The organism is Klebsiella sp. PK18 (assembly GCF_057784655.1).
The window spans coordinates 2124268-2139620 of record NZ_CM173493.1; the positions used below are offsets into that span (position 1 = coordinate 2124268).

The 15353-nt window shown below is 57.9% G+C and carries 15 protein-coding genes and 1 other RNA gene; 7 read left to right on the forward strand and 9 right to left on the reverse strand.

Annotation, left to right across the window (positions count from 1 at the left end; translation table 11 throughout):
• Positions 1-49 precede the first annotated feature (49 nt).
• Genes AC3EMD_RS10315 through admX form a run of 3 tightly spaced genes read right to left on the reverse strand, consistent with a single transcriptional unit; the run spans position 50 to position 2617 of the window.
• On the reverse strand, positions 50-403 hold the full coding sequence (locus AC3EMD_RS10315; RefSeq protein WP_008804437.1) for a RidA family protein: 354 nt from the start codon (positions 401-403) through the stop codon (positions 50-52).
• A complete protein-coding gene (locus AC3EMD_RS10320) occupies positions 400-1653 on the reverse strand; it encodes a D-amino acid dehydrogenase (protein ID WP_008804438.1) in 1254 nt (417 codons plus the stop codon). The genes AC3EMD_RS10315 and AC3EMD_RS10320 overlap by 4 nt, the downstream gene beginning before the upstream one ends.
• Before the next feature lie 49 nt (positions 1654-1702).
• Entirely contained in the window at positions 1703-2617 is a 915-nt protein-coding gene (gene admX, locus AC3EMD_RS10325) for an HTH-type transcriptional regulator AdmX (protein ID WP_022065336.1), read from the reverse strand.
• 277 nt (positions 2618-2894) lie between these two features.
• On the opposite strand from admX, the gene AC3EMD_RS10330 reads away from it, so the two are divergent.
• Positions 2895-4328 carry a gluconate:proton symporter gene (locus tag AC3EMD_RS10330; protein ID WP_008804440.1) on the forward strand — a complete coding sequence of 478 codons (1434 nt, stop codon included), beginning with the start codon at positions 2895-2897 and terminating at the stop codon, positions 4326-4328.
• Between the two features lie 123 nt (positions 4329-4451).
• Entirely contained in the window at positions 4452-5438 is a 987-nt protein-coding gene (btuC, locus tag AC3EMD_RS10335; RefSeq protein ID WP_008804441.1) for a vitamin B12 ABC transporter permease BtuC, read from the forward strand.
• Positions 5439-5474: 36 nt separating this feature from the next.
• Here btuC and AC3EMD_RS10340 read toward each other — a convergent pair whose 3' ends face one another.
• Positions 5475-6275 carry a MetQ/NlpA family ABC transporter substrate-binding protein gene (locus tag AC3EMD_RS10340; protein WP_002909085.1) on the reverse strand — a complete coding sequence of 267 codons (801 nt, stop codon included), beginning with the start codon at positions 6273-6275 and terminating at the stop codon, positions 5475-5477.
• Between the two features lie 236 nt (positions 6276-6511).
• Between AC3EMD_RS10340 and AC3EMD_RS10345 the strand changes: the two genes are divergently transcribed.
• The 4 genes from AC3EMD_RS10345 to selO all read left to right on the forward strand — a co-directional run bounded on the left by AC3EMD_RS10345 (position 6512) and on the right by selO (position 9914).
• On the forward strand, positions 6512-7063 hold the full coding sequence (locus AC3EMD_RS10345) for a glutathione peroxidase (protein ID WP_008804442.1): 552 nt from the start codon (positions 6512-6514) through the stop codon (positions 7061-7063).
• Entirely contained in the window at positions 7063-7812 is a 750-nt protein-coding gene (btuD, locus tag AC3EMD_RS10350; RefSeq protein ID WP_302074062.1) for a vitamin B12 ABC transporter ATP-binding protein BtuD, read from the forward strand. The genes AC3EMD_RS10345 and btuD overlap by 1 nt, the downstream gene beginning before the upstream one ends.
• A gap of 81 nt (positions 7813-7893) precedes the next feature.
• Positions 7894-8358 (forward strand): NlpC/P60 family protein, encoded by a 465-nt coding sequence (locus AC3EMD_RS10355; RefSeq protein WP_002909082.1) that lies wholly within the window; start codon positions 7894-7896, stop codon positions 8356-8358.
• Between the two features lie 113 nt (positions 8359-8471).
• Positions 8472-9914, forward strand: a complete 1443-nt coding sequence (gene selO / locus AC3EMD_RS10360) for a protein adenylyltransferase SelO (protein WP_022065340.1) — start codon at positions 8472-8474, stop codon at positions 9912-9914.
• A 29-nt stretch (positions 9915-9943) separates the two neighbouring features.
• On the opposite strand, the gene hemP is transcribed toward selO, so the two are convergent.
• From hemP to AC3EMD_RS10380, 4 genes are all read right to left on the reverse strand, one after another.
• A complete protein-coding gene (hemP, locus tag AC3EMD_RS10365) occupies positions 9944-10123 on the reverse strand; it encodes a hemin uptake protein HemP (protein WP_012967843.1) in 180 nt (59 codons plus the stop codon).
• A gap of 155 nt (positions 10124-10278) precedes the next feature.
• Positions 10279-11325 (reverse strand): 3-deoxy-7-phosphoheptulonate synthase AroH, encoded by a 1047-nt coding sequence (gene aroH, locus AC3EMD_RS10370; protein WP_302074063.1) that lies wholly within the window; start codon positions 11323-11325, stop codon positions 10279-10281.
• 154 nt (positions 11326-11479) lie between these two features.
• Positions 11480-12313, reverse strand: a complete 834-nt coding sequence (ppsR, locus tag AC3EMD_RS10375) for a posphoenolpyruvate synthetase regulatory kinase/phosphorylase PpsR (protein WP_002909061.1) — start codon at positions 12311-12313, stop codon at positions 11480-11482.
• Between the two features lie 144 nt (positions 12314-12457).
• Positions 12458-12577 (reverse strand): hypothetical protein, encoded by a 120-nt coding sequence (locus tag AC3EMD_RS10380; protein WP_012541375.1) that lies wholly within the window; start codon positions 12575-12577, stop codon positions 12458-12460.
• A 75-nt stretch (positions 12578-12652) separates the two neighbouring features.
• Here AC3EMD_RS10380 and ppsA point away from each other — a divergent pair, with 75 nt between their 5' ends.
• Positions 12653-15031, forward strand: a complete 2379-nt coding sequence (gene ppsA, locus AC3EMD_RS10385) for a phosphoenolpyruvate synthase (RefSeq protein ID WP_012541376.1) — start codon at positions 12653-12655, stop codon at positions 15029-15031.
• An 86-nt stretch (positions 15032-15117) separates the two neighbouring features.
• Here ppsA and rprA read toward each other — a convergent pair.
• An RNA gene (gene rprA, locus AC3EMD_RS10390) (antisense sRNA RprA) lies at positions 15118-15225 on the reverse strand.
• Positions 15226-15353 lie beyond the last annotated feature (128 nt).

The following is a 15353-nucleotide window of genomic DNA, read 5'->3' on the forward strand; positions in this document are numbered from 1 at the left end:
GAACTAATTAAAAAGGCCGCATTGCGGCCTTTTTCTTTTCTACACGTCCTTACGCTTTGACGGCGGTGAGCATGATCTCCACCAGGATATCCGGTCGCGCCATCTCCGCCTGTACTGCTGCTCGCGCCGGGCTCTGGCCTTCCGGCATCCACTGTACCCACACGTCATTGAATGCGACAAAATCACGTTCGATATCTTTCAGCCAGATCTGCGCGGAGAGAATTTGCCGCTTATCGCTCCCGGCAGCCGCCAACAGGGCATCGATCTTCTCCAGCACTTCACGGGTTTGTAAAACGATATCGTCTTCGCTGCTTTTTGGCGTCTGCCCGGAGAGGAACAACAGATTGCCATACGCAACGCTGGCGGAAAGGCGAGGTTGTGGATTATTGCGAATAATGGTCATGCGGTTTGTTTCCATGTGAGACCTTCTAAAGAAATAGTGGGTGCCTGATTGTCGATTAACGCGCCCAGCACCACCGCGCTGCCGGCGGCGAGGGTAAAGCCGAGACTACCCTGGCCCAGGTTCATCCACAGATTGGGGTATCCGGCGCGACCCAGCATCGGCGGGCCTGCTGGTGTTGACGGGCGCATGCCGGTCCAGGCTTCGGCCTTGTCCAGCCCTTCGAGTTCGGGAAAGCTACGGGCGACGATGTTTTTCAGCGCCTGAATGCGGCTCTCGCGCAGTTGGTCGCCGTCGTAGCCGATGTCCACCATCGCCGCGATGCGCAGTTGTTGGCCAAGGCGGGCATAAACGATTTTGTGCCCGTAGTCGGTGACGCTGATGTCAGGGGCAATACCTGCTTTTTCAGGATAGGGCAGGGTCAGGCTGTACCCCTTCAGGGCGCACAGCGGCACGCGAACCCCCAGATGCCCAAGCAGAGGACCACTGCCGTTACCGGCGGCAACGACATAATCATCGCCGGTGATGGTTCCCCGGTTGGTCTCCAGGGCGCTGATGCGTCCGCCGCGCTTATTGAGCTGCTGCACCTCACAGTGCGTCAGCAGGCTAAAGTCGTTGCTGGCATTGAGCTTGTCGAGCAGGGCAAGGCAGAACTGATGGCAATCTGCCGTTTCATCGCCCGGCGAATAAATTCCGCCCTGCAGCGAAGGGCTGATATGTCTGAGTGCCGGCTCCAGCTGCAGACAGGCGTCAGCATTCAGCGCTTGTTGATACTGAGGATCTATCCCTTTTGCCGCTTTATTAAAATCATATTCGCGGCGATGGATAATTAATTTACCGCTGCGCCGCCAGTGAAAATCGGCAAGATTATCCTCATCCAGCCACGACTGCATGACCTGACGGCTGAGCAACGACAGGCGCAAAATATGATCGCCGTTCATTTTATTGGTCTGGCTATTACAGGCACGCAGGAACTGCAGCAGCCAGCGCCACTGCTGGAAAGACATCTTAAGACGCATATTCAGCGGCGAATCGGCTTTGCCCATCCATTTAATCCCCTGCAGGGGAACGCCGCTATCGGCAAGGGGGGCAACGTAGCGATAACTTAATTGTCCGCCGTTAGCAAAACTGGTGGCACTGCCCGGTTCAGCATTGCGCTCCAGTAATTGCACCTGATGGCCGCGCTTAATCAGTTCCCAGGCTGTGGCCAGACCGACCACGCCGCCGCCGATAATGACAATGCGTTTGTTCATAACCCGATATATCCACCGCTAATCAATTTATCGGGTTATGTCAAAGCATTTACCCCAGCGGCGCAATTGACTTTTTATGGTCAGGGTATAACCGCAGGTTAATCTCCTTGAGTTGCTGGCGCAGACGCTGGCAGAGAAAATCGACGAACTTTTGCGCCATCGGGCTCAGCGAAACATCGGCCCGGCGCAGCAGGCAGAGGTTGATGGCAATCGGCGGCGTAATGGGGTGGATCATCTCGGGATCCAGGTTGTGCTGGGCGGAAAAAATATCAGTGATGCTGCAGCCCATGCCGCGCTTCACGAACTCGGTGGCCATATAGTAGGTCTGGACGTTAAGCCGGGTGGTGGAAAAGTCGCGACGGGTGGCGATGGCGGCAGAGAGCGAGTGCGGCCCTGGCGAGATCCAGCGCTGCTGGTCGATCTGGCCGATGTCCACCGCCCCCTGACGATAATGACGGTCGATGTACACCAGCGGTACTTCGGCAATCAGGGTGGTCAGGATCTCTCCCTGCTGCACCGGCTGTAGCGTCAGCGCCAAATCTATCTCGCGCAAATCCAGTTTTTTGACCAGCGTCTCGGTGTGCTCGGTGGTGAGCGTCATCACCAGGTTGCTGTTTTGCTGATAAAAGTCGGTCACCAGCTCTGGCACCAGACTTAACCCCAGACTCGGCAGGCAGCCTAAGGTGATTTTGGCGCGCGGATCGCGAGCCAGATTGTCGGCCAACAGGCGCAGGTTATCGAGGTCCTGATAAATGCTCTGCGCTTTTTCGAAAAGTGTGATCGCCTCGCTGGTCGGCAGCAGCTTGCCGCGCACCCGCTGAAAGAGGGTAAAACCCAGTTTCATCTCGGCGCTTTTTAGCGCTTTGCTGGCCGCTGGCTGAGAGATATTGAGCGCTTCCGCCGCGCGTGACAGCGAGCCGCAGGTCATTACGGCGTGAAAGATTTCCAGATGACGCAGTTTCATGAACAGTTAACTCAGGGTTATAGCCTACCGATAAAAAGTCATTATCCACTAACGCAAAGTTAACATAAATTTAATCTCCAATCAGCGCTCCGGTTACATATTGTGCTGTAGACCCCGCCTGATGGCGGAATATTACGCTCTCAGAATCTATTCCTTTGTACCCAAACGCCCCCTCAGGCTCGCGGCCAATAATGAAAAAGAGGGAGGATGTTTTCTGAGCAGGTCCCAATACACCTCCTGACCCTTACGGTCGGATTGATTGGCATTAAGGAGTGTTATGAGTGACTCAACGCTCACAGGCAATGCGCCTGTCAGACGAAATATCACGCGGAAAAACGTTATTACTGGTCTGTTATTGCTGCTGTTCGTGTTGATCGCGCTGTGGTGCCACGGTCGACCGGGCAGTGAGCTTGGCCTGCTGGGATTTACGCCGCTGGTGGCACTAGCGATATTATCGCTGATCGGCGTTGATATTGTGCTGGCGGTGATCTCCTCGATTATTATCGCCATGATAATGACCTCGACCGGCCTGCCGGAAATGGGCACGATGCTGGCGAAATCCACCGGGTCATTTATCGCCACCGTAGGGCTTATCATTATGCTCGGCGCCGGCGTGGGGGAAGTGGCCACCCGCACCGGCGCAGCGGTTGAGCTGGTGAAATTCGTGGTTCATCGTATTGGGCTGTCGAGCCAGACGCGGGTTAAGTTCGGCATTGTGGTGTCATCGATTTTAATTTGTGGTTCGCTGGGCACCATGGCCGGTGGTAACGCCATTATCGTGGCCGTGATCATTCCGGTGGCGGCAGCGGTACGCTTAACGCCGCCGACGGTCGCCGCGCTGATGATGACCGCCGGCTCCGTTGGGCTCTTTACCGGGCCCTTCACCCCCAGCACCGTGACAATCCTCAGCCTCGGCGGGTTGAGCTATCCGGATTATCTGCTGTACGTCGGTCTGCCGATGAGTGCGGTGACGCTGCTGGCCGGCTGGATAATGGCGGGGCGGATCCAGAAGATGACTGAAGGCAAACTGCGCTATGACGTCGATCTTTCGGAGAAGCCAAAAGACGATCTCAGCGCCGCGCAGCAGCGTCGGCGTAAATTAAGCGCGCTGGCCTTCGCCGCGACGATCATTGTGATGGCGGTCGTTGGCGTGGTGATCAAAGCTGGCTTCAGCTTTGCGATTATCGTGATGCTGCTGGTGGCGCTGATGACCGGGCTGGTAGGCGGCCTGCGGCCGACGCAGATCCTGCAGGCGTTATATCACGGTTGTGGCCGTCTGGTGTGGATGTTTATCCTCTACTGGCTGTATAACCCAATCCTTGAACTGATGGATGGTCTGCATGCCTATCAGGGGCTGCTGGAGTATACCCAACCGCTGCTCGAGGGGATCTCCCCGGCCTGGCTGTGCTTTAGCATCTTCGCGTTCAATATTATCGGCCATGTGCCCGGTGCGGCGGTGGCGCAAATGACGTTTACCCATAAAATCTTTGGCCCGATGCTGATGGCCGCCGGCGTGCCGCCGCAGGGGACCACCGCGGTGCTGCTCGCCTCTTCTCAGGTGGACTGGTTCGGTCCGTTTCCCTCATCGGACATGTTCGGCCAGATGGGGCTGGCGCAGTCCACGCATCTGAAATATATGCTCTATAACGGCTGGGCAATCGTGGTGGCGAATATCATTCTCTTTGCGCTACTGTTTCAGATCCTGGTGTAACGAACGACCGCAGACGCGGGGGAGGTCTTCCTCCGCGTCGACATTCGGGCGCGAGTTTTTCCTTTTCTCATCGCGACACCCACCGTAAAATCAGCCTCTTGTTCCCACTGCGTAATGGAATCTATGCTGACTCTCGCCCATCTTCAACAGCGCCGCAGCCGGCGTTGGCTCTTCGGATTAACGCTGTTGCTCCTGGTTACGCTACTGATCAGCCTGTGCGCGGGCGATCAATGGATCCCGCCTGGGGAATGGCTGAGCGCGAAAGGCCAGTTGTTCATCTGGCAGATCCGCCTGCCGCGAACCCTGGCGGTGGTGCTGGTGGGGGCGGCGCTGGCGCTCTCCGGGGCGATTATGCAGGCGCTGTTTGAAAATCCGCTGGCGGAGCCGGGTCTGCTGGGCGTCTCCAACGGGGCGGGCGTCGGGCTGATTGCCGCCGTCCTGCTGGGCAAAGGAGTCTTGCCCGGCTGGGCGCTCGGGCTGTGCGCGATCCTCGGCGCGCTGCTGATCACCTTTATTTTGCTGCGTTTTGCCCGCCGCCATCTCTCTACCAGCCGTCTGCTGCTGGCGGGGGTGGCGCTGGGGATCATCTGCAGCGCCCTGATGACCTGGGCGGTCTACTTCTCCACCTCTTTTGACCTGCGTCAGCTGATGTACTGGATGATGGGCGGGTTTGGCGGCGTCGACTGGCAGCAGCTGTGGCTGATGATAGCCCTCCTGCCGGTGCTTTGCTGGGTTTGTCTGCAGTCGCAACCCCTGAATTTACTGGCGCTGGGCGAGGTCTCCGCTCGTCAGCTTGGGCTGCCGCTGTGGCTATGGCGCAAGCTGCTGGTGGTGGCGACCGGCTGGTTGGTCGGCGTTAGCGTGGCGCTGGCGGGAGCAATTGGCTTTATCGGCCTGGTGATCCCGCACATTCTGCGGCTATGCGGTTTAAGCGATCACCGGGTGTTGCTCCCGGCCTGCATGCTGGCCGGGGCGAGCGCCTTGCTGGGGGCGGATATCATTGCCCGACTGGCGCTTTCCGCCGCAGAGCTGCCGATTGGCGTGGTGACGGCGACGCTGGGCGCGCCGGTCTTTATCTGGTTGCTGCTGCGTTCGCGGGGGCGGGGATAGCGCGGCGCCGTCGGCAGGGACGGCGCCGGTTCAGGCTTACCAGCCTTTGATCGCGTCGCCTTTGTAGACTTCCTTCGCTTTTTCCGCGACTTCGCTGGTCTGGAAGGCGGCTTTCAGCTCCTGAATTTTCTTGCTGTCCTTATTATCCTCGCGGGCGACAATCGCATTCACGTAAGGAGAATCCGGCCCCTCCATAAACAGACCGTCGCGGGCGGCCGACAGGCCCGCCTGGGCGGAGAAGTTGGTGTTAATGATTGACAAGCTAACGTTCGGATCATCAAGGGTACGGGTCAGCTGTGGAGTATCCACTTCAACAATTTTCAGCTGTTTCGGGTTGTCGATGATATCCAGCGTGGTGGGTAAATAGCCGACGCCCGGCTTCAGCTTGAGTAACCCCTGCGCCTGGAGCAGCAGCAGGCTGCGGCCCAGGGTGGTGGTTTCATTAGAAATGGTCACCGTCGCCCCTTCAGGCAGTTCGCTGATGTTTTTGATCCGGTGAGAATAGGCGGCGATAGGGAAGACAAAGGTTTTACCGACCACCGCAAATTTATAGCCGCGCTCTTTCGACTGCGCCTCAAGGTACGGCAGGGTCTGGAAGGCGTTGGCATCCACATCTTTGTTGTTCAGTGCTTCGTTGGGCAGCACATAATCATTGAAGGAGACCACTTCGACGTCGAGATGATATTTATCCTTCGCCACCTGCTCCACCACTTTCCAGATGGCTTCGTCCGGCCCGGTATTGATAGCGACTTTCACTTTATTATCTTCATCCGGAGAGCAGGCGCTCAGCAGGGCGACAGAGGTGGCGATTAACGCCAGGCTAAACAACTTCTTCATCAATAAAACTCTCTTAAATTAACAAGTAACGAAACCATATTACATTACCGGGACACTGTACACGGAAATGGTCGACTGCCCAATTGAGAGGATTTCATGTTGCTGGCGGCCAGCGAAGCGCTGTTACATCATGCGACAACTCGGGGGGATTGGCAGTAGAATGGCGGCCGCTGAATCCGCTACAGTAGATAGGGATCACCTTCACCGGAAACCGGTTTATCCATTGAGGACAGGCTATGCAACATGACATTCTGAATACCGAAGTGACGACCATTGATGGCGAGAAAACCACCCTGGCATCCTTTGCCGGCAAGGTGCTGTTGATCGTCAATGTGGCCTCGAAATGCGGCCTGACGCCGCAGTATGAGCAACTCGAGGATCTGCAAAAGCAGTTTGCCGGGGAGGGCTTTAGCGTGCTGGGGTTCCCCTGCAACCAGTTCCTCGGCCAGGAGCCGGGCAGTGAAGAAGAGATTAAGACCTTCTGCAGCACCACCTACGGCGTCACCTTCCCGCTGTTCAGCAAAATTGACGTCAACGGTGAACATCGCGCGCCGCTGTATCAAAAACTGATTGCCGCCGCGCCGAAAGCGGTGGCCCCGGAAGGCAGCGGTTTTTATGAGCGGATGGCCAGCAAAGGCCGGGCGCCGCTGTATGTGGACGACATTCTGTGGAATTTCGAAAAATTCCTCGTCGATCGCCAGGGCAACGTCATTGAGCGCTTCTCTCCGGATATGACGCCGGACGATCCGCAGCTGGTGGCGGCGATTAAAGGAGCGCTGGCGAAATAATGGCGTTTCTGATGCAGCTACAGGATGTAGAAGCGGCGGGGCGTCTGGCCCCGTTTTCTGCGGCCTTTCGCGCCGGGGAGATTGTCCACCTGGTGGGGCCGAACGGCGCAGGGAAGAGCACGCTGCTGACCCGCATGGCGGGGCTGTCCGACGGCCCCGGCACGGTTCATTTTAACGGACGGCGGCTTGACGAGTGGCCGGCGACGGAGCTGGCGCGCCGTCGCGGATATCTATGTCAACACCAGACCCCGCCGTTCGCCATGCCGGTGTGGCACTACCTGGCGCTGCATATGCAGCAGCAGGGCGATAGCGGCCGTCTGAGCGATATCGCGGCCAGGCTTGGTCTGGACAATAAGCTGGACCGTCAGGTTAATCAGCTTTCGGGCGGTGAGTGGCAGCGCGTGCGGCTGGCGGCAGTGATCCTGCAGATCGATCCCTTGAGTCATCCCGCGGGTCAACTGCTGCTGCTGGATGAGCCGATGAACAGTCTGGATGTGGCCCAGCAGGCGGCGCTGGATCGGCTGTTACGTGAGCTGAGCGCGGCGGGGATTGCGGTGGTGATGAGCAGCCACGATCTCAACCATACCCTGCGCCATGCCGGACAAAGCTGGCTGCTCTGCCAGGGGGAAGCCATCGCCTGCGGAGAGACCGCCGAGGTGCTGAATGAGGAAAATTTAACCGCTGCCTATGCGATCCCGTTCCAGCGCGTGGAGGTGGCCGGTCATATTATGCTCATCGCGTCACAGTAGCACGCAGTTATCTTGTCACTATATTGATAAACAAGCTAAATTATTGCGATAAAGAGACTAGGGACAGAGGGATCATCTGAAATGCGCTTCTGGTTCATGTTGGCGGCGGCGTTAATTTTAGCCGGCTGCAGCAGCCATCGGGCACCGCCGCCGAATCCACGGCTGGCTGACTCCATCACGGTGGTGGCGAATCTGAACGAGCAGTTGCGTAGCTGGCGTGGCGCACCGTATCGCTACGGCGGCATGACGCCGCGCGGCGTCGACTGCTCCGGCTTCGTGGTGCGCACGTTTCGCGATAAATTTGCCCTCCAGCTGCCGCGTGAAACCCGCGAGCAGGCGGAAATCGGCACCCGTATCGATAAGCGCGATCTGCTGCCCGGCGATCTGGTGTTCTTCAAAACCGGCTCAGGGGAGAGCGGTTTGCACGTTGGCATCTACGATACCGACAACCAGTTTATCCATGCCTCCACCAGCCAGGGCGTCACCCGTTCCTCGCTGGATAACGTCTACTGGAACAAAAAGTTCTGGCAGGCGCGGCGTATCTGACGTCATTCAGAAGCAAGAGGGAAGCGAGCGCTTCCCTTTTTTATGCCGATAACCCTGCACTCCGCCCGTGTTAATCCGCTGTTTGAGGCACTACACTGAAGGTAGGAGGAACCATGACCCTTTCTTTTACCACCCACTGGCGGGATGAACTGCCGGATTTTTACACTTCCCTGTCACCGACGCCGCTGGATAACGCCCGACTCATCTGGCGTAACGCCCCGCTGGCGCAACAGTTGGGGGTGCCCGACGCCCTGTTCGCGCCTGAAAATGGGGCCGGTGTCTGGGGCGGAGAAGCGCTGCTTCCGGGCATGTCGCCGCTGGCGCAAGTATACAGCGGCCATCAGTTTGGCGCCTGGGCCGGCCAGCTGGGCGACGGACGCGGGATCCTGCTCGGTGAGCAGCAGCTTGCGGATGGTCGCCGTTACGACTGGCATCTGAAAGGCGCCGGCCTGACCCCCTATTCGCGGATGGGGGACGGGCGCGCTGTACTGCGCTCGACGATCCGAGAAAGTCTGGCGTCAGAGGCGATGCACGCCCTGGGGATCCCGACGACGCGCGCCCTGGCGATGGTGACCAGCGATACCCCGATCTACCGCGAGCGCGTGGAGCCTGGCGCGATGCTGATGCGGGTGGCCGAGAGCCATGTCCGCTTCGGCCATTTCGAACATTTTTACTATCGCCGTGAGCCGCAGAAGGTCCAGCAATTGGCCGACTATGTCATTCGCCACCACTGGCCGCAGCTGCAGGATGAGGCAGACAAGTATCTGTTATGGTTCCGTGACGTTGTCACGCGCACCGCGCAGACCATCGCCAGCTGGCAAACCGTGGGCTTTGCCCATGGGGTGATGAATACCGACAACATGTCGATTCTCGGTCTGACCATCGACTACGGCCCGTATGGCTTCCTTGACGATTTTCAACCGGACTTCATCTGCAACCACTCCGATTATCAGGGGCGCTACAGTTTTGAAAACCAGCCGGCGGTGGGGCTGTGGAATCTGCAGCGTCTCGCCCAATCGCTGTCGCCGTTTATCAGCGCTGAAGCGTTAAACGCGGCGCTGGATGAGTATCAGCACGCCTTGCTGACCGCTTATGGCCAACGGATGCGCGATAAACTCGGCCTGTTCAGCCAGCAGAAAGGGGATAACGACCTGCTGGACGGGCTGTTTGCCCTGATGATCCGTGAGAAGAGCGACTATACCCGAACGTTCCGCCTGCTGAGCCACAGCGAACAGCTCAGCGCCGCCTCGCCGCTGCGCGACGAGTTTATCGATCGGGCGGCTTTCGACAGCTGGTTTGCCGGGTATCGTGCGCGCCTGCGTGATGAACAGGTGGATGACGCGCAGCGCCAGCAGCGGATGCAGGGCGTAAATCCGGCGCTGGTGTTACGCAACTGGCTGGCGCAGCGGGCGATAGAGCAGGCCGAGGCGGGCGATATGGGCGAGCTGGAGCGCCTGCATGCCGCGCTGGCAGACCCCTTTACCGATCGCGAGGACGACTACGTCCGCCGCCCTCCGGACTGGGGGAAACGTCTGGAAGTCAGCTGCTCGAGCTAACTCGCCTCGCCCCGCGCTCAGCGGGGCGCTTACTTGGTCAGAATTAACTTCCCGGCGTTGGTCTGGCGCAGCAGATAGCGCTGGCCGCCATGTTCGATGACTACCCGTCCTTCGCTACCTAACAGCACCCGACTGCTAATCTGCCTGTCCGTCGCCACGGGATAGGGGGCATTGTCTTTTGGTTTTTCAGCTGTGGCAGTGTTATCCATACGCGTCATAGCTCTCAAAATAAAAATCAAAGCAACAATGATAATCATTATCAATAATGTTGTTTTTGACGGCAAGTGTTATTTATCGTGTTACCGGATTTGGTAGGGGAGTCACCGAAGGAAATTGCCCGCCGCAGGCGCGACGGGCGGAGCGGTTACAGACGGGTAGCGGCGGCGGCGGCCAGCTCGCTCAATAACCTTTCGCTGTCATCCCAGCTCAGGCAGGGGTCGGTGATCGACTGGCCCCAGGTCAGCGGCTGGCCGGGGACCACTTTCTGGGTGCCTTCCTGCAGGAAGCTCTCTGCCATAATCCCGGCGATGGCGGTGGAGCCCGCGCGAATTTGCTGACAGATATCGGCGCACACCTCCAGCTGACGGCGGTGCTGCTTCTGGCAGTTGCCATGGCTGAAATCAACGACCAGCTGTTCCGGCAGATCGAATTCACGCAGCGCCTCGCCGGCGGCAGCGATATCCTCGGCATGATAGTTTGGCTGTTTGCCGCCGCGCATAATGATATGCCCGTACGGGTTGCCGCTGGTCTGGTAAATCGTCATCTGCCCCTGCTTGTCCGGGGAGAGGAACATATGGCTGGCGCGGGAGGCGCGGATGGCGTCCACCGCGATGCGCGTATTGCCATCGGTGCCGTTTTTAAACCCGACCGGGCAGGAGAGCGCTGAGGCCATCTCACGGTGGATCTGGCTTTCTGTGGTGCGCGCCCCGATGGCACCCCAGCTGATGAGATCGGCGATAAACTGACCGGTCACCATATCGAGAAACTCGGTGGCCGTCGGTACCCCCAGCTCATTTACCTGCAGCAGCAGGCGCCGCGCCAGCTCGATTCCGTGGTTGACCCGGTAGCTGCCGTTGAGGTCCGGATCGGAGATTAAGCCTTTCCAGCCCACCACGGTACGCGGTTTTTCAAAGTAGGTGCGCATCACGATCTCCAGCTGCGGCTGGTAGCGCTCGCGCATGCCCTGCAGGCGGCGGGCATACTCCAGCGCCGCGTCGGTATCGTGAATGGAGCAGGGGCCGATAATCACCAGCAGGCGGCGGTCTTCGCCGTTGAGGATTTTTTCAATTCGGCGGCGGGAGGCCGAAACGTGGGCGGCCACGTCGGCCGTGACGGGATGGCGATGGGCCAGTTCCGCGGGCGTTACCAGGCTTTCAATGCGCGCGGTACGCAATTCGTCTGTTTTATTCATTGGGGTCTCAAAAATCTGTTTCTTCCGCGGCGAAAATGCCGGGAAGTGATGCGCATCACGATAAACCAATCCCTGCTTATTGCAAGAGCAGGGCATGATCCTGTATAGGCCACGGGTGATAGCATAAACAAATTTTTAATAATGTACTAGTGTGTTAGTACATTCTGCGATTCAGCCCCATGATGTCCATGATTTTGGTGGCAATTTCCTCAACAGAATAATTGGTACTGTTCAGGCACGGGATTTTATTTTTGCGATACAGGGCCTCCACTTCGGTCACCTCCATCCGACACTGACGCAGAGAGGCGTAGCGGCTGTTTTCCCGACGCTCTTCGCGGATGGCCGCCAGCCGTTCGGGGTTGATGGTCAGGCCGAACATCTTATGTTGCAGGGGCTTCAGCGACGCCGGCAGCACCAGATTGTCCATATCGTCGGCGATAAACGGATAGTTGGCGGCGCGAATGCCGTACTGCATGGCGAGGTACAGACTGGTGGGCGTCTTGCCGCAGCGCGACACACCGAGGAGGATCACCTGGGCCTGATCGAGGTTACGCAGGGAGATGCCATCGTCGTGGGCGAGGGTGTAATCGATGGCGGCGATACGCGCATCGTATTTGATCAGGTTCCCGGGGTTCAGGCCGTGAGTACGGTGGGCCACTGGCGTCGGGTCGAGGTTGAGCTCCTGCTGCAGCGGGGCCACCAGCGCCTGCACGATGTCCTGACAAAAACCTTCACTTTGCAGAATAATGTCGCGGATTTCCGGGATGACGATGGAATAGAACACCAGCGGGCGAATACCCGTTTGCTGATAGATGGCGTCGATCTGCTCCTTTACCGCCCGCGCGCGGCTGATGTTTTCGACAAACGGCAGAGTCACGCTGCTGATGGCAACCGGGAATTGCGACATCACGGCATGCCCCAGCACTTCTGCCGTAATGGCGGTACCGTCAGAAATATAAAATACGTGGCGATCTACAGCACTTTCCATTTTGACCATCCGGTATAATGAGTTTAATTGCCTGAATACGGATATTAAATTTAAGCATATCCCTGTTTGATTTGTCTCTTGTTAAAATTGAAACGCTATTTTTGTTTTTTATGAAAAGGGTGGTTCATTTTCTTCTTTTTGCCGTTATTTCCAGCGTTTTTCGTCATAATTCCTAAAAATCATCAAGTTAGCTATATCGCGGGAACAGTCCGAAAAATGAAAAAATAATTTGCTTGAACGATTCACCGTTTTTTTCAGCCCCATAAATATGTCAGGATAATCCTGCAGTCGATCGTGAAATTTTTTTCACTGGTATTAAATCACAAAAGGATTGTCTCGATGTCCAACAATGGCTCGTCACCGCTGGTGCTTTGGTATAACCAACTCGGCATGAATGATGTAGACAGAGTTGGGGGCAAAAATGCCTCCCTTGGTGAAATGATTACAAACCTGTCCGGTATGGGTGTTTCCGTGCCTAACGGGTTTGCCACCACCGCTGATGCTTTTGATCAGTTCCTGGACCAAAGCGGTGTTAACCAGCGCATTTATGCACTGCTGGATGAAACCGACATTGACGACGTTTCCGCATTAGCGAAAGCGGGCGCGCAGATCCGTCAGTGGATCATCGACACCCCTTTCCAGAGCGAACTGGAAAACGCGATTCGCGATGCTTATGACCTGCTGTCCGCCGATGACGCCGAGGCCTCATTTGCCGTGCGCTCTTCCGCTACTGCGGAAGATATGCCGGACGCCTCCTTCGCCGGGCAGCAAGAGACATTCCTCAACGTGCAGGGCTTTGACGCCGTGCTCGTTGCCGTGAAGCACGTGTTTGCCTCACTGTTTAACGATCGCGCGATCTCCTATCGCGTGCATCAGGGTTACGATCACCGCGGCGTGGCGCTTTCCGCCGGGGTGCAGAGGATGGTCCGCTCCGATCTGGCCTCCTCCGGCGTCATGTTCTCTATCGATACCGAGTCCGGTTTTGACCAGGTGGTGTTTATCACCTCGGCGTGGGGCCTCGGCGAGATGGTGGTGCAGGGCGCGGTGAACCCGGATGAATTCTACGTCCACAAGCCGACGCTGGCCGCTGGCCGCCCGGCCATCGTGCGCCGCACCATGGGGTCGAAAAAGATCCGCATGGTATACGCGCCGACTCAGGAACACGGCAAGCAGGTGCGTATCGAAGATGTGCCGCAGGCGCAGCGCGATGTTTTCTCGTTAACCAACGAGGAGGTGCAGGAGCTGGCGAAGCAGGCGGTGCAGATCGAGAAGCACTACGGCCGTCCGATGGATATCGAGTGGGCGAAAGATGGCCACACCGGTAAGCTGTTTATCGTTCAGGCGCGTCCGGAAACCGTGCGTTCCCGCGGCCAGGTGATGGAGCGTTATACCCTCCACGCTCAGGGGCAGATCATCGCCGAAGGGCGCGCCATCGGCCACCGTATTGGCGCCGGCCCGGTGAAGGTGATCCACGATATCAGCGAGATGAACCGCATCGAACCTGGCGACGTGCTGGTCACCGACATGACCGACCCGGACTGGGAACCGATCATGAAGAAAGCCTCGGCGATCGTCACCAACCGCGGCGGACGTACCTGCCACGCGGCGATTATCGCCCGTGAGCTGGGGATCCCGGCGGTGGTCGGTTGCGGCGATGCCACCGATCGCATTCAGGAAAACCAGAACGTGACCGTCTCCTGCGCCGAAGGCGACACCGGCTACGTTTACGCCGAGCTGCTGGACTTCAGCGTCAAGAGCTCCAGCGTTGGCGAGATGCCGGATCTGCCGCTGAAGGTGATGATGAACGTCGGCAACCCGGATCGTGCGTTTGACTTTGCCTGCCTGCCGAACGAAGGCGTGGGTCTGGCGCGGCTGGAATTTATCATCAACCGCATGATTGGCGTTCACCCGCGCGCGCTGCTGGAGTTTGACGACCAGGAGCCGGGCCTGCAGAACGAAATCCGTGAGCTGATGAAAGGCTACGATTCGCCGAGAGAGTTCTACGTCGGCCGTCTGACCGAAGGGATCGCTACCCTTGGCGCCGCCTTCTACCCGAAACGCGTCATCGTACGTTTGTCGGACTTCAAGTCGAACGAATATGCCAACCTGGTGGGCGGCGAGCGTTATGAGCCGGAAGAAGAGAACCCGATGCTCGGCTTCCGTGGCGCCGGACGCTACGTTTCCGAAAGCTTCCGCGACTGCTTCGCGCTGGAGTGTGAAGCGATGAAGCGCGTGCGTAACGACATGGGGCTGACCAACGTTGAAGTGATGGTGCCGTTTGTGCGTACCGTCGCCCAGGCGAAAGCGGTGGTCGAAGAGCTGGAGCGTCAGGGGCTGAAGCGCGGCGAGAACGGGCTGAAGATCATTATGATGTGTGAGATCCCATCGAACGCCTTGCTGGCCGAGCAGTTCCTCGAGTACTTCGACGGCTTCTCCATCGGTTCGAACGACATGACCCAGCTGGCGCTCGGTCTGGATCGCGACTCCGGCGTGGTCTCTGAGCTGTTTGATGAGCGCAACGACGCGGTGAAAGCCCTGCTGTCGATGGCGATCCGCGCAGCGAAAAAACAGGGCAAATACGTCGGCATCTGCGGCCAGGGGCCGTCTGACCATGAAGATTTTGCCGCCTGGCTGATGGAAGAGGGGATTGATAGCCTGTCCCTGAACCCGGATACCGTGGTGCAAACCTGGCTAGGTCTGGCGGAACTGAAAAAATAAGTTCGCCCTGACAGCACTGATCCCCGGCAGCGATGCCGGGGATTTTTTTTGCCTGTTGCAGGCTGTCCGCTGTGGCGATGCGCAGGACAAAAAAAAGCCCATCGTGGGAGATGGGCAAAGACTACACACAGCAATTCGTTGTTTCACTCAGGGGATTTCCATGCTTATAAATCAAGGTGTTGATTTATAACCGTGAGCTAATAGTAGGCAGCGGGGCCTTTGCCGTCGATCAGATTCCTCTCAATAGTTAAATTGTTGTGAAGGACCTGGGGAGGAAAGCGAGGGGAATGGCGCTCAGGGCCAGCGCTTTGCCGGCGATCAA

Coding starts and splice junctions, on each gene's coding strand:
- AC3EMD_RS10315 (WP_008804437.1), bottom strand. CDS start 403: ATGACCATTATTCGCAATAATCCACAACCTCGCCTTTCCGCCAGCGTT.
- AC3EMD_RS10320 (WP_008804438.1), bottom strand. CDS start 1,653: ATGAACAAACGCATTGTCATTATCGGCGGCGGCGTGGTCGGTCTGGCC.
- admX (WP_022065336.1), bottom strand. CDS start 2,617: ATGAAACTGCGTCATCTGGAAATCTTTCACGCCGTAATGACCTGCGGC.
- AC3EMD_RS10330 (WP_008804440.1), top strand. CDS start 2,895: ATGAGTGACTCAACGCTCACAGGCAATGCGCCTGTCAGACGAAATATC.
- btuC (WP_008804441.1), top strand. CDS start 4,452: ATGCTGACTCTCGCCCATCTTCAACAGCGCCGCAGCCGGCGTTGGCTC.
- AC3EMD_RS10340 (WP_002909085.1), bottom strand. CDS start 6,275: ATGAAGAAGTTGTTTAGCCTGGCGTTAATCGCCACCTCTGTCGCCCTG.
- AC3EMD_RS10345 (WP_008804442.1), top strand. CDS start 6,512: ATGCAACATGACATTCTGAATACCGAAGTGACGACCATTGATGGCGAG.
- btuD (WP_302074062.1), top strand. CDS start 7,063: ATGGCGTTTCTGATGCAGCTACAGGATGTAGAAGCGGCGGGGCGTCTG.
- AC3EMD_RS10355 (WP_002909082.1), top strand. CDS start 7,894: ATGCGCTTCTGGTTCATGTTGGCGGCGGCGTTAATTTTAGCCGGCTGC.
- selO (WP_022065340.1), top strand. CDS start 8,472: ATGACCCTTTCTTTTACCACCCACTGGCGGGATGAACTGCCGGATTTT.
- hemP (WP_012967843.1), bottom strand. CDS start 10,123: ATGGATAACACTGCCACAGCTGAAAAACCAAAAGACAATGCCCCCTAT.
- aroH (WP_302074063.1), bottom strand. CDS start 11,325: ATGAATAAAACAGACGAATTGCGTACCGCGCGCATTGAAAGCCTGGTA.
- ppsR (WP_002909061.1), bottom strand. CDS start 12,313: ATGGAAAGTGCTGTAGATCGCCACGTATTTTATATTTCTGACGGTACC.
- AC3EMD_RS10380 (WP_012541375.1), bottom strand. CDS start 12,577: ATGGGGCTGAAAAAAACGGTGAATCGTTCAAGCAAATTATTTTTTCAT.
- ppsA (WP_012541376.1), top strand. CDS start 12,653: ATGTCCAACAATGGCTCGTCACCGCTGGTGCTTTGGTATAACCAACTC.